The 12,642-nt window shown below is 73.0% G+C and carries 11 protein-coding genes; 5 read left to right on the top strand and 6 right to left on the bottom strand.

The genetic code is table 11. The features are described 5' to 3' along the window. Window positions 1-62: 62 nt before the first annotated feature. The gene (locus ACZ47G_RS05730) at window positions 63-1,586 is read right to left on the bottom strand and encodes an aminopeptidase P family protein (RefSeq protein ID WP_465740197.1); all 1,524 of its coding nucleotides are present in this window, start codon (window positions 1,584-1,586) and stop codon (window positions 63-65) included. Between the two features lie 246 nt (window positions 1,587-1,832). On the opposite strand from ACZ47G_RS05730, the gene ACZ47G_RS05725 reads away from it, so the two are divergent. The 3 genes from ACZ47G_RS05725 to ACZ47G_RS05715 all read left to right on the top strand — a co-directional run bounded on the left by ACZ47G_RS05725 (window position 1,833) and on the right by ACZ47G_RS05715 (window position 3,190). Continuing rightward, window positions 1,833-2,474, top strand: a complete 642-nt coding sequence (locus tag ACZ47G_RS05725) for a hypothetical protein (RefSeq protein WP_465740196.1) — start codon at window positions 1,833-1,835, stop codon at window positions 2,472-2,474. Further along, complete coding sequence (locus tag ACZ47G_RS05720) at window positions 2,471-2,875, top strand: hypothetical protein (protein ID WP_380459689.1); 405 nt, start codon at window positions 2,471-2,473, stop codon at window positions 2,873-2,875. The genes ACZ47G_RS05725 and ACZ47G_RS05720 overlap by 4 nt, the downstream gene beginning before the upstream one ends. Window positions 2,876-2,983: 108 nt before the next feature. Beyond that, window positions 2,984-3,190, top strand: a complete 207-nt coding sequence (locus ACZ47G_RS05715) for a hypothetical protein (protein WP_465740195.1) — start codon at window positions 2,984-2,986, stop codon at window positions 3,188-3,190. A gap of 64 nt (window positions 3,191-3,254) precedes the next feature. Here ACZ47G_RS05715 and ACZ47G_RS05710 read toward each other — a convergent pair whose 3' ends face one another. The 4 genes from ACZ47G_RS05710 to ACZ47G_RS05695 all read right to left on the bottom strand — a co-directional run bounded on the left by ACZ47G_RS05710 (window position 3,255) and on the right by ACZ47G_RS05695 (window position 8,541). Further along, window positions 3,255-6,122 (bottom strand): AfsR/SARP family transcriptional regulator, encoded by a 2,868-nt coding sequence (locus ACZ47G_RS05710; protein ID WP_465740194.1) that lies wholly within the window; start codon window positions 6,120-6,122, stop codon window positions 3,255-3,257. 158 nt (window positions 6,123-6,280) lie between these two features. Then, window positions 6,281-7,342: a hypothetical protein gene (locus ACZ47G_RS05705; RefSeq protein ID WP_465740193.1), complete on the bottom strand. Its 1,062-nt coding sequence runs from the start codon at window positions 7,340-7,342 to the stop codon at window positions 6,281-6,283. A 27-nt stretch (window positions 7,343-7,369) separates the two neighbouring features. After that, window positions 7,370-7,933, bottom strand: coding sequence for a zinc-dependent metalloprotease family protein (locus ACZ47G_RS05700; protein ID WP_465740192.1), 564 nt, complete (start codon window positions 7,931-7,933; stop codon window positions 7,370-7,372). 149 nt (window positions 7,934-8,082) lie between these two features. Next, window positions 8,083-8,541, bottom strand: coding sequence for a hypothetical protein (locus ACZ47G_RS05695; RefSeq protein ID WP_465740191.1), 459 nt, complete (start codon window positions 8,539-8,541; stop codon window positions 8,083-8,085). A gap of 385 nt (window positions 8,542-8,926) precedes the next feature. On the opposite strand from ACZ47G_RS05695, the gene ACZ47G_RS05690 reads away from it, so the two are divergent. Beyond that, the gene (locus ACZ47G_RS05690; protein ID WP_465740190.1) at window positions 8,927-10,654 is read left to right on the top strand and encodes a hypothetical protein; all 1,728 of its coding nucleotides are present in this window, start codon (window positions 8,927-8,929) and stop codon (window positions 10,652-10,654) included. 9 nt (window positions 10,655-10,663) lie between these two features. Further along, on the top strand, window positions 10,664-12,028 hold the full coding sequence (locus ACZ47G_RS05685; RefSeq protein ID WP_465740189.1) for a peptidoglycan-binding protein: 1,365 nt from the start codon (window positions 10,664-10,666) through the stop codon (window positions 12,026-12,028). A 99-nt stretch (window positions 12,029-12,127) separates the two neighbouring features. Here ACZ47G_RS05685 and ACZ47G_RS05680 read toward each other — a convergent pair whose 3' ends face one another. Beyond that, window positions 12,128-12,574: a hypothetical protein gene (locus ACZ47G_RS05680; RefSeq protein WP_465740188.1), complete on the bottom strand. Its 447-nt coding sequence runs from the start codon at window positions 12,572-12,574 to the stop codon at window positions 12,128-12,130. Window positions 12,575-12,642: the final 68 nt, after the last annotated feature.

The raw sequence follows: 12,642 nt of genomic DNA, 5'->3' as shown, positions 1-12,642 counted from the left end.
GCGGCACCCGGGAGTCTCCCAGGGGTCTCCCGGGGGTCTCCGGGGTGCCGCACGGGCCGCGCTCAGCCGCGCAGGCCGGCCAGCCAGGCCTCGACCTCCGCGGAGCCGCGCGGGAGGTCGGCGGAGAGGTTCTCGTTGCCGTCCTCGGTGACCAGGATGTCGTCCTCGATCCGCACCCCGATGCCCCGGTACTCCTCCGGCACCGTCAGGTCGTTCTGCTGGAAGTACAGCCCGGGCTCGACGGTGAGCACCATGCCCGGCAGCAGCGTCCCGTCGACGTGGTCCTCGGTGCGCGAGTGGGCGCAGTCGTGGACGTCGATGCCGAGCATGTGGCCCGTCCCGGCCAGGGTGAAGCGGCGGTGCAGGCCCAACTCGTACACCTTGTCGGCGGTGAGGTCGCCGAACAGGCCCCAGGCGGTGAGGTGTTCGGCGAGTTCGCGCTGGGCGGCGTGGTGGAAGTCGCGGAAGTCCGCGCCGGGCCGGACGGCCGCGATGCCGGCCTCCTGGGCGGCGTGGACGGCGTCGTAGACCTTCCGCTGGACGTCGGTGAAGCGGCCGGAGACCGGCAGGGTGCGGGTCACGTCCGCGGTGTACAGCTCGTTGGTCTCCACGCCGGCGTCGAGCAGCAGCAGGTCGCCGGGGCGGGCCTGGCCGTTGTTGCGCACCCAGTGCAGGGTGGTGGCGTGCGGCCCGGCGGCGGCGATGGTGCTGTAGCCGACGTCGTTGCCCTCCAGCCGGGCCCGGACGAAGAAGGTGCCCTCGATCAGCCGCTCGGGCGTCGCGGCGTCCGTGCCGAGCACGCGCACCACGTCCTCGAAGCCGCGGGCGGTCGCCTGGCAGGCGAGGCGCAGCTCGGCGATCTCGAACTCGTCCTTGACCAGGCGCAGTCCGGACAGGAAGACCTCGAACTCGGCGTCCCGACCGGTGTTCTGCCCGCCGTTCAGCCCGCTGTTCTGTCCGCTGTTCTGCCCGGTGCTCTGTCCGGCGCCCGCCCGGCCGTCGAGGGCGGCCTCCACCCCGGCGTCGTGCCCGCGCAGCACCCGCACCGGGGCGGTGGCCGCGGCCAGGTCGGTGCGCACGGTGCGGACGTCCCGGCAGGGGAGGCCGAACAGCTTCTCGCTCTCGGTCAGGCTGTTGCGGCGGCCGTCCCACAGCTCGCCGTGGCCGTCCAGCCAGAACTCGCCGCTCTCGATGTCGGAGCGGTTGCGCAGGTAGAGCGCCGCGTGGTGGCCGGTGTCCCCGGCGGGCTCCAGCACCAGGACGGCGTCCTGGGACTGGTCACCGGTCAGGTAGACGTAGTCGGAGGACGGGCGAAACGGGTAGTCGGTGTCATTGGCCCGCACCTTGGGGTTGCCGGACGGCACCACCAGCAGCTCGCCCGGGAAGGCGGCGGACAGCGCGGCCCGTCGGCGCTCGGTGTGGGCGGCCTGCGCGATCGGCTCCAGGCCGTGGCGCTCGGTGTCGGCCCAGCCGTGCTTCATGCTCTCGGCGAGTTCCTCGCTCACCCCGCGCGTGAGGCCGTTCTTGCGGTACTTGATGGGCTCGGTGGGCTGGGCGGGCTCGATGGGCTGGGCGGACTCGGTCACGGCGGACTCTCCAGTCGGGGGCCTGGGTGCGACGCCTCGTCGCGTCGACCTGCCTGGTACGTAACAAGCGTTGTGTACCGTATATCGAACGGGGCCCGAAGAGAAGGGGTCGGTGCCGATGCGGCCGGCGCAGGTCGGGCACGACCTGCTGCTCGACAACCCGGCGGCCGCGCGGGCGGGGTGGCGACGCGAACTGGTCTGGACCGGGTCGCGACGGGCGGTTCCCCATGAGGCAGGATGATCGGCATGACGGACACCCTCAGCTGGCTCGCGGAGCCGGAGTCGATCGCCTTCGGCGGCTACAGCGTGGTCCTGGCCCGTGGTCTGGAGCCCGCGGAACTCGTGGCCCGGATCGCCGCCGAAACCTTTCCCCGGCGCACCGCGCGGCTGCTCGGGCCGTCCACCGCCGAGGACCTGATCGAGGAGCACGAACTCGACCTGATGACCGGTACGGAAGACGTCGCGCTGCGGTACGGGCGGGCCGGCGACCTCGCCTTCGCCGTCGCGTACGGCTACTGGCAGGGCGAGCTGTCACTCCCGGCGTCCGTCTCCCGCGGTGGCGCCGAGGTGTACCACGTCGAGTACGAGGAGGAGAACGGCAAGCCGGTGCCGCCGCGGTTCGACTCCTCGCGGGACGGGCAGCCGCTCTGCTTCTTCAACCTCCACCTCGACGCCAGCTGGGGCCACGACGGCGTCGACGGCGACCCGGCGACGGCCGCCGCGGTGACCGCCGACCTGGCCGCCGCCGGACTGCCCGACCCGGAGCGCAGCGACCAGGACGTCCACCGCAGCTGCCTGGAACTGCTCGGCCGCCGCTTCGGACTGGCCCTGCCGCGCGCGGCCGTGCTGGACGGCGAACTGCCCGCCGTACTGCTGGAGGCCGCATGACGGCGTCGGGGGCGTCCTGGGCGTTCGGCTGCGCCGAATGCTACGGCGAGGACGCGCAGGCGGTGTGGGCGCGCCAGCGCGAGGGCTTCGCGTACGAGGCGGCGGTGGTGGCCGACCCGCACTTCGCCGTCTCCGTCCGCCGCTGCCTGGCCTGCGCCCAGCGCTTCGGCTGGATCCGCACCGAGTTCACCGACTGGTCGGGCGGCGACGACGCCTCCTACCTGACGATCGTGCCGCTGACCGGCCGGGAGGCCACCGCACTGGCCGTCGGCACCCTCGCCCCGCTCGACCTCGGCCCGCTCGGCGAGGGCCGCCGCCACCTCCACCACGACCGGCCGAGCGGCGGCCCGGCCCGACTGCACTGGGCCACCGGGCCGTTCCCGGTCGAGGAGGGCCACTGAGCCGTGGCCGGGTTCGCCGCTCCGCAGGTGGGGGGCGTTGATCGGCTGTCTACCGGCTGCTGCGAGTGTGCGGACGCTTTGTCGGCACGTGAGCAAGGAGCATGAGAAGTGTTTCCAACAGTGGTGACCCGTACGGTGGTCGGCGGCGTGGCCGCCCTCGCGGCGGCGGCCGGCCTCTTCGCCGTGACGGCGGGGGATCCGGTGCGGGACGAGGCACGGGACGGCTCGTCGGCCTGCGGGGGGTCGGCGGACGTTCAGTGCCTGGCGAGCACGGTGGCGTGGAACGGGACGGGGCTGGTCATCCGCCCGAGGTGACCGACCCGTCCGACGTCACCGGCCCGCTGGCGGTGGCCGGCCCGTCCGAAGCGACCGGCCCGTCTCAAGCGACCGGGCCGTCCGAAGCGGCCGGCCCGTCGGCGGTGGCCAGCGCCGACAGCAGTGACCGGGCGTCGGCGGATTCCGGGGCGCCCAGGCCGCTGAGCAGCAGGTGCGCCTGCGCCGCGTGAGCGCGGGCGGCGGACTGGTCGCCGCGGGCGGTCACCGCATGGGCCAACACCAGGTGGGCGAGGGCGCGTTCGCGCTGTCGCCCACCTTGCGTCGCCAGCCGCAGGGCGTGGTCCGCCTCGTCGACGGCCTCCTCGACCCGCCCGAGCAGCCGCAGCACGTCGGCCAGCCGACTGCGGGCCGCCGACTCCCGGTCCAGGTCCCCGGCGGGGCGGGCGCGGTCGACGCAGCGCCGCAACTGTGCGGCGGCGGCGTCGAGTTGGCCCAGCTCCTGGTGGGCGAGGCCGAGGACGTAGTGCACATAGGCCGTCATCGCGGCGTCTGTGGTGCCGGGTCCGGCCAGCAGCCGCCGACAGGTCTCCGCGGCCTCTTCGGCGTGGCCGCTGCGGATGCGGGACAGCGCCGCGTTCGCGGTGCTCGCCAGCTCGCCCGAACGGTGTCCGAGTCGGCGGGCGAGGGCCGCCGCCTGGTCGAAGGCGGTGATCGCCTCCTGGTGTCGGGCCTGGGCCTGGGCGATCAGGCCCAGGTCGTTGAGGGCCTGCCGGTGCACGGCCGGGTCGTCCGCCTCCTGGCAGGCTTGAGCGGCCTGCCGGGCCTGGTCGGCGGCCTCGTCCAGCCGGGCCCGGGCCAGCAGGACGGTCCCCAGCAGGAACCGGGCGCGGCCCTCGGCGGCGCGGTCGCCGCAGGTGACCGCAGCCGTGATGAGGAGGCGGGCCGCCTCCTCCGCCCGGCCGGCGAAGGCGCCGAGGCCGAGCGGGCTCAGGGCGATCAGCAGGTCGACGGCGGAGCGCAGGGTGGCGGCGTCCGGGGTGAGGGTGGCGACGGTGGCGGCGAGCGCCACGGCGCCGGGGGTTTCGGCCCGGGCCCAGCGGCGGGCGTCCGCCAGGTCGGCGAAGACCGGGCGGGTCACCGGCTCACCTTCACCGAAGACGTCGGTGACCGGGTCGCCGGGGACGGCGAGGGCGAAGGCCGTCCGGGCGCGGGTCAGGAGCAGGGCCAGCAGGCTCCGGTGGGAGGCCGCGCGTTCGGTCGCGTCGAGACGCAGGGACGTCCGGCGGGCGAAGGCCCGTACCAGGTCGTGGAAGCGGTAGCGTCCGGCGCCCGTCGACTCCAGCAGCGCCTGGTCCACCAGCGCCTCGGCGAGGCGCTCCGCCTGGTGCTCCGGCAGGCCCAGGACGGCCGCCGCCGAGGCCAGGCCGAGGTCCGGCTCCACCCAGGAGAGGATCCGGAACGCCGTTGCCAGCGGCGGCGGGAGGAGGCGGTAGCTGAGCTGGAAGACCTGCTCGATCGCGGCGATGCCCTCGCGGTCGTCGGCCAGCAGCCGGACGAGCTCGGCGATCGGCTGGTCGGGGGAGGCGACGAGCCGGGCCGCGGCGATCCGTACGGCCAGCGGGAGCCGGCCGCAGGCCTCGACCAGCAGCTCGGCCTGGGCGCGTTGGGCGGATCGGCGGGCCGGGCCGATGACGGAGTCCAGCAGGTCGAGCGCCTCCTGCCCGCTGAGCACGTCCAGCGCGATCCGCCGGACGGACGGAATGCTGGGCAGCGCGGTGCGGCTGGTGACGATCACCGCGCAGTCGGAGGAGCCGGGCAGCAGGGGCTGGATCTGGGCGTCGTCCCGGGCGTTGTCGAGGAGGATGAGCAGCCGCTTGCCGGTGCTGGCGGTCCGGAAGAGCGCGGACCTGCCCGCGAGGTCCTTGGGCACGGCGGACGGGTGGACGCCCAGGGTGGTCAGGAAGTCCGCGAGGAGGTCGGAGGCGCTGGCGGGGACGAGGTCGGCGCCCCGGAGGTCGGCGTGGAGACGGCCGTCGGGGAAGTCGGGCCGCAGGGCGTGCGCGGCGCGCACCGCGAGGGCGGTCTTGCCGACGCCGGCCATGCCGGTGACGGTGATCAGACGCAGGCCGGGGGTGCTGCGGTCGGTGAGGGCACGGGCGATGTCGGCGACGTGCTCCTGCCGACCGGTGAAGTGCGCTGGAGCTTTGGGTAGTTGGTCGGGATCCAGCTCATGACGGAGATCCAGCTCATGACGGAGATCCAGCTCGTGACGGAGGGCGGTGATCTCGGGTCCGGGTTCGATCCCGAGCTGCTCGACCAGCCGGGAGTGCAGCGCGTCGTACACGGCACGCGCTTCGGTCGGGCGGCCGCTGCGGTGCAGGGTGCGGATGAGCAGGGCCTGGAGGCGTTCGCGAAAGGGGTGTTCGGCGGCCAGCGCCTCCAACTCCGGTAGCCGGTCGGCGGAGTCGGAGAGGGAGAGGAGTTCCTCCCGGAGTGTGAGGCGCAGCTCCGAGAGCCGCTGCCGCTCGCGGTCCATCAGCGGGCCGGGCAGGTCGGCGAGCGGTTCGCCGCGCCAGAGGGCGAGGGCTTCGCCGAGGTGTTCCCGGGCCTGCCGGGGGTTCTTCCCGGCCAGTTCGTGGAGCTGCCTGGCCCGCCACAGGTCGATGCGGTCCGGTTCGATCACCAGCCGGTAGCCGCCGGACTGGGAGACCAGGGCGGTCGGATCCAGCAGCTTGCGCAACTGCGAGACGTACGAGCGGAGGGCGACGACGGGCGACCCGGGCGGCTCGTCGCCCCATAAGTCGTCGGTCAGTTGATCGATCGTCACGACCGCGTTGGGGCGCAGGAGGAGGGAGACCAGCACCGACCGCTGCCGAGGCGCCCCGAGTTCGACGGCCGTACCGGCGCGCCGCACCCGCAGCGCGCCGAGTAACGCGAACTCCAGCGGAGCCGGATCACCGACTGGCGGCATGGCGTTCCCCCATGGGACGACGGAATCGGACGGGTCCGAACCCGCCGGCGTCGATACGGCGGTGAAGAACTGCCCTGTGTCCAAGTGGACCTGCGGCGTGGACCTGTGGCCAATGGTAGGTCGACGATGTATTCCGCGGGCCGTCGCCCTGGTGTTCGTCAGGCCGTCGCCCCGCCGTCGTCGTCGAGCGTCGGGTCCTGCCGGTCGGTCACGATGTCGTCCGTCACCTGGAGGTCGCCGCCGAGGCTCACCCCGCTCGGCGACGCCGTCACGGTGACGGCGAGCGGGCCGACGCCCGGCCGGTCCACGGCGGACAGTGCGAAGGTGAGCGTGCCGTCGGTGATGTCCGAGGCGGCCGGGTGACCGTAGTAGGCCTGGGCGCCGCCGGGGTCGCAGCACAGGACGTGGGCGCCGCTCGAACCGTCGGGCCAGGTGAGCACCAGGTGCCGGACGCCGTAGCGCGTGCCGTCCAGGTTCTGGTCGGCGACCAGGCCGGCCAGTGCGGGAGCCTGGACGACGGAGTTCGGCAGGCCGTCCAGGACGGCGGGGGCGATGCAGAGCAGCAGGTGCTCCCCGCAGTCGATCGCGACGGTGGCGCGCTGCTCCGGACTCATCAGGTACAGCTCTCCCGCCGTCAGTTCGGCGAGGACGGCGAAGTCGTCGTCCGTCGCCGCCGACGGGGTGATCGCGGACGCGGCCTGGCCGGCCTCGATGGCGCGGAGGGCGTCGTCGGCCGGCGGGGTGAGCTCGAAACCGGTCTGCCCGCCCCGGTAGGCGATCACCGACAGCGCGAAGGCCGCCTGGTCGCCGACGGCGTCACCGGGCGCCGGCGCGAGCTGGTGCAGGGCCTCCAGGACGTCGGAGCCGGCGATCTGCGAGAGCGTGGCCCAGGCCGACAGCGCGATCAGCGGGTCGCTGTCGGACGCCGCGCCCTGGGCGAGGGGCACGGCGCTGTTGCCGAGGCAGGCGGCGAGCGAGAGCGCGCCGGCGACCACGATCGGGTCGCTGTCCGTCATCGCGCGGCCGACGGCCTGGGCGAGCGCGCCGTCGGGGCTCGGGTCGGTGAGGGAGAGGAGGCTCATGGCGCGCATGCGGTTGGGGTCGTCCCCGGCGAGCGCGCGGGTGAGGAGGTCGGTGCGGTCGTCGTCGTCGAGGGCGGCCAGGAGTGCTGGGTCCAGGCTGTCCTTGGCGGCGATCAGCTGGTCGATGTTCGTGGTCATGGTGGTGTCACCGGCTCTCGACGGGCCTCACGGCTTGACGGCGCAGTGTGACTTCATCTTGTCGGCCTGCGCGGAGGTGATGCCCGTGTTGGCGGCGGGGCTCCGCATGAGGAAGTTGTTGGGGCTGCCGGTGCAGAACGACTGGTCGTCCTCGCAGTGCCGCAGGCCGAGGTAGTGGCCGACCTCATGGGCGAAGGTGTTGCCGCTCTCGGCCGACGGCTCCTGGATCGTGACCACCGGGGTTCGCGGATAGTTCCCGCACTTCACCCGGCTCTTGCCGCAGCTGCCGGGGATGGCGGAGACTCCGGCGAACGCGTCGGTGATCAGGCCGACCACGAAGATGTCGACGCCGTCGTTGCCCACCGACCACAGGTTCGCGAGCTTCTTCGCGTCCGCGTGGCTCCGGATGACCACCAGCCCTCCGGCGGCGCTGGAACTGATGCTGTACTTCCTGACCGTGCCGACCTCGGGCCCGAAGGTGGCGAAGATCGTCTTCATGATCCCCACCGCACTGTCGACCTGTGCCAGCTTCTCGGGGGTGAACCTGTCCTTGCCGACGATGATGACGTTGACATCGAAATGCGGCGCCATGGCGGACTCCGATCCTTGCCCGCCGGACCACCACGACGGCTCGGCTCGGATCTCCAAGTCGCCCGGTTCGACGGCCCGTTGCTTCCATCGTAGGACCTGTGCGAGCGAGCGGCGCGCCCGCGCGGGTGCCACACCCGGCCCGCTCGTGCTCAGGTGGACGGCGGGGGAGGGGTTCCGGGCTGGTCCGGGGGTGTCGGCGCCCGGTCCGCGGCCGCGCTGGCGGCCGCGAACGGCGAGGCCGTGCGCAGCGTCGTGGCGAGGTCGGGATCGGTGGGCGTCATGGCCGCGGTCGCGCCCGCGCTCCGCAGGAACCGCTTGTCGACCTCGGAGGTGACCACCCTGGCCCCGCCGGCTCCGGCCAGCGCCGCTCCCACCAGGGCGGTGACGGTCAGCGTCGCGGAGGGCAGCTCGGGCGGACGCGGGCCGAGCAGGATCGCGTCCTTGAGCGGTCCGTACAGCCCCCAGGTGACCACCGCCGCGAAGGCTCCGAGCAGCATGTTGCCGAGGAATCCGGGCTGGAGGATGCCGGCCTTCTCCTTGGGCCACATGAGCTGGTTGTCGCTCAGCAGGGCATTGACGATTCCGCCGACCGCTCCGGCCGCCGCCACGCAGCCCATGATGGCCCATACGGAGACCGGGGCCGGCCCGGTCGCTGTCAGTGACGCGAGAGGAATCATCACGGCTCCGTCGGGCGGTGGTCCACGGGGATCGGGGGCTCAGCTGCGCGGCCGCGCCGTTGGCTCCCACGGGGTGCCAATCTCCCATGTCACGCTGGGTGATGAAAGTCGATTGCGCCGCCCGGCGTAACCGGATGCGACCGGGCAGGCCCACCGGCCCCGTTGGCAGATGCCCCGTCGGCTGGCAGACTGATTTGCAGACGATGTATTTGCCGGTATGGGCAACCCGGGGCCGGCCTCGCGGCCGTCGACATCGGTCCGAGAGGCCCGCATCCACCCCGATTCGCGACTTCCTCCTCCATCACAGGAGGGCATCATGACCCAACCCGCCTCCGGCGTCACCAGGACCTCCGGCGAGATGGCCGCCGCACTGCAGGCCCTGCTCGCCAGTCTCGTCCAGCAGGCCCTCGGCGCACAGGTGTCGGACAAGAACGGCCAGCCGCTGCGTCAGGTCTGCTACATGCAGTTGCACAACGGCCAGGCGATCAGTCCCAAGGACTACGCCAACCCCTGGGAGCCCGGGGGGACCGTGACATCCACGTCATCGAGCCCGCCCGCGGGCACGGCCCCGCCCGCCGGGAGCAGCCCGCCCAAGCCGGGCCCGCCCGTGCCGGACACCTCGAAGTCGGCCGCGTTCAAGACGGCGAACCTCGTCGACACCCGGCTGCTGGCCACCACGGACGGCACCTTCAGCCCGGGCGCGGACGTGATCAGCACCGCGTACGAGGGCCTGATCATGAAGGCACAGGCCCTGCCCGCACCACCGCCTCCGCAGGCCGTCCAGGACCAGATCGACGCGGCCCGCGGGGTGCTCTACGTCCTCGACGGCAAGGGGCGGAGCACGGGCACCCAGACACCGGCCTTCATCAGGTACCAGAACGAGTCGGTCGCCTGGGCGCAGGCCCGCTCGGACTTCGCCACAGCGGAGGCCAAGGCCAACGCCGACCCCGCCCTGGGGCAGGCCTGGCCCGAGACCTCGGCCGTGTTCCAGCAGAAGGTCGACAACGCCTGGGACGTCTGGCGCGGGGACGACGCCGACGCCATCGAGAACGCGCTGGAGACCGTCGGATCGCAGGGCGGCAGCCTCGGGACCTTCTTCGTGTCCGAGGCCCGGAACCTCTTCAAGGGCTGGAGCGTCGGCCTGGGCCTCGTCGCCGAGCCGACGCCCTACTCGTACGTGGACCCGGCCACCTGGTACGACCCGACCGACCCGGACAACGGCTTCACCACGATCAGCACCGGTGCCAGCGACTGGACTTCCTCCAGTACCGACCAGAGCACCCAGTACGCGAGCAACTGGTACCAGGGCCACAGCGAGTCCTCGGGCGGTGGCGGCGAGGCGATGGTGTACGGGGTCACCTTCGGCCTGGACGTCTCCTCCCAGTCCAGCAGCGATGCCTCGCAGAGCCAGGCCGGGGGCAGCAGCATGGTCGCCTTCAGCGACCAGATGTCGAACATCAGCATCACGTACAGCTACGGCATGTGCACCATCCACCGGCCGTGGCTGCTGTCGGAGCTGTTCCTCATCGACGGCTGGTACCTCCCGGGCGAGCCGGTGAACACGGTCAGCGACGGCACGCTCGACGGCGCGATCAAGATCCAGGACGCCCAGGCCCAGGGCCACGTCGGCCCCGAGGCGCTCCCGATGATCCCCACCCAGTTCATGGTGCTCCGCAATGTGAGCATCACCGCCGACAATTGGGGCGACGCGGGCGACCAGATGAGCCAGTGGTGCCAGAACGCCTCGCAGTCCGACCAGTCCCACGGCAGCAGCGTCAGCGGGAACGTCGGCTACATGGGGTTCGGCGGTGAGGCCCACGAGGCCCACGCGGACGCCTCCGGCCAGGCGTCCGGCTCGGCCGCGGCGGACAACAGCTGGTGGTTCAGCGGGAGTTCCTCGACCGGCACGCTGTCGATCAACGGCTGTCAGATCGTCGGCTGGGTCGGCGAGATCCTGCCCGCCTCTCCGCGCGTCGACGGCATCAACCCGCCGACCGTGGTGGGCGCGACGAGCGCTTCGACCACCCCCGCGGCCGGAGGATGAGGCCGCGCGATGACCACCCCGACCTCCGCCCTCGACCAACTGGGCGCGGCGCTGAACGAATTCATCAACAGTGAGTTCCAGCAGCCGGACGGCGGCCCGGCCGCGCTGGCGTTCCTGCCCGGCGCGGTCGCCGTCCACCCCGACTCCTTCTACCAGTCGGGGGTGGCCAACCCGGCGCTGGTCGGCAACTGGCTGGCCGCGGTCGCCGACCGCGTCGCGCCGGTGCTCCAGGGCCAGATCAGTGCGGTCGGCGCCACCGCGAGCGAGGTCATGACGGCCGTGGCCCAACTCGCCACCCCGACCGCGCCGCTCGGCAGTCCCGCGGCGAACGGTCTGGCCCAGCTGAAGTCGGAGGCCGCCCAGGCGCTGGGACCGGTCGGATCGCCCAAGACCATCCGCACGGCACCGCTCGACTGGTACGACCCCGACCAGGTGGACAACTGGCCGCAGTACCAGCACACCGTCGGCGGCGGTGGCGGCCAGGACTCCGGCGGCCAGGACTCCGGCGAGCAGGACTCCGGAGGGCAGGACCCCGGCGGGCAGGACTCCGGGGGCGCGACCGCCGGCTCCACCCTGTGGAGCTGGCGCCGCGCCGAAACGCTCGCGCCCGCCTCGGGGGACGGGGGTTCGGGGGACGGCGGCTCCGGCGGGAACTCGGACGGGGACTCCGGCGGGGACTCCGGCGGGGACACGGCCCAGGCCGTCGGCGCCTCCTCCCTCACCCTGACCATGAACTACCAGCAGGTCACCCTGTCCCGTTCGACCTGGTGGAACGACGTCCTGCTGAACAGCCCGCTCTGGTGCTTCCCCGGCGAGCGGGCCGGTGCCCTGCTGCCCGGGAGCCGCCCCGCCGGCACGCCCTTCGGCCTGCCCGTCACGATGGTCCTCACCGCGAACGTGCAGATCTCCGGACAGTGGAGCCCGAGCGACCTGGCGGCCGCGAGCACCAGTACCCACTTCGGCCCCTGGCAGCTGTCCGCCCAGCCGTTCGGGGCGGACGGGTCGTCCGCGAGCGACGCGGCGCTGAGCATCCCCGACATGCAACTGATCGCCTTCGTCTGCGAGATGCTCCCCGTCCTGCCACCGGCGAACGACCCGGCCCTGCCCGCTCCACCGCCGCAGTACCAGCCGTTCCCCGGCACCGGGTTCTTCACCGCCGGCCGGCGCAGCCCGATCATCGCCGCGATGCACAACCGGCTGGTCGCCGTCGGCTGCGATCGCTACCGGAGCACGGCCGACGAGGACGACTGGGGCAGTGGGGACGTCGCCTCGTACCAGGCCTGGCAGGTCAAGCTCGGCTTCCAGGGCTCCGACGCCGACGGCGTTCCCGGCCAGTCGAGTTGGGACCGCCTGCAGGTGCCGCTGGTGGCCTGAGCCGACCGGGGCCGGCGGGGCCGCCAGACCCCGGCGGGGCGGCGCCGCTTGACGGCAGGTCCGCTGACGTCACGTCCGCAGCCCCGTGCTCCAGCGGGCTCAGACGCCGTTGAGGGCGTAGCTGCGGAAGGTGGCCAGCAGGGGCAGCACCTCGGTCTTGCTGGGGTCCTCCGTCACGGCGCGCATGGCGTCGATCACCGTGTGGGCGATGACCTTGGTGACGGTGAGGTCGTCGGCGGCGGCGACCGTGCCCCAGGCCTTGAGGGTCTGGGTGAGCAGGGCGCTCATCCGGGCGCCGATGTTGGCGCTGACGGCGTCCGAGAGTTCGGCGATCTCCTCGTCGCTCATGCTGGACCGCAGCCCGAAGGCCAGGGCCATCAACGTGTCCATCGCGTGCTCGCCGTACGCGGCGACCAGCTCCGGCAGCGACCGCTCGTCGGCGCTGCCCGCCGCCAGGGCGGACAGCGCCTCGTCGTCGTCCTTCCACGCCGCCTCCAGGGCGGCCAAGGCCCGGAGGGCCTCGTCCATGCTCAGCCCGTCTGTCATGGGGGCAACGCTATTGAGCCCGAAGTGCCCGGCGCTGCAATTCGGGCCCCGGAATCACCCCATCGAGC

The sequence above is a fragment of the Kitasatospora sp. NPDC030952 genome (assembly GCF_055571335.1).
Note: the sequence above shows the minus strand (reverse complement) of the source record. Positions and strands in the feature narration are given on the sequence as shown.

Bases quoted from the DNA above. Each gene is read 5' to 3' on its own strand.
- ACZ47G_RS05725 (WP_465740196.1), top strand. From the start codon at position 1,833: ATGACGGACACCCTCAGCTGGCTCGCGGAGCCGGAGTCGATCGCCTTC.
- ACZ47G_RS05720 (WP_380459689.1), top strand. From the start codon at position 2,471: ATGACGGCGTCGGGGGCGTCCTGGGCGTTCGGCTGCGCCGAATGCTAC.
- ACZ47G_RS05710 (WP_465740194.1), bottom strand. From the start codon at position 6,122: ATGCCGCCAGTCGGTGATCCGGCTCCGCTGGAGTTCGCGTTACTCGGC.
- ACZ47G_RS05705 (WP_465740193.1), bottom strand. From the start codon at position 7,342: ATGACCACGAACATCGACCAGCTGATCGCCGCCAAGGACAGCCTGGAC.
- ACZ47G_RS05700 (WP_465740192.1), bottom strand. From the start codon at position 7,933: ATGGCGCCGCATTTCGATGTCAACGTCATCATCGTCGGCAAGGACAGG.
- ACZ47G_RS05690 (WP_465740190.1), top strand. From the start codon at position 8,927: ATGACCCAACCCGCCTCCGGCGTCACCAGGACCTCCGGCGAGATGGCC.
- ACZ47G_RS05685 (WP_465740189.1), top strand. From the start codon at position 10,664: ATGACCACCCCGACCTCCGCCCTCGACCAACTGGGCGCGGCGCTGAAC.
- ACZ47G_RS05680 (WP_465740188.1), bottom strand. From the start codon at position 12,574: ATGACAGACGGGCTGAGCATGGACGAGGCCCTCCGGGCCTTGGCCGCC.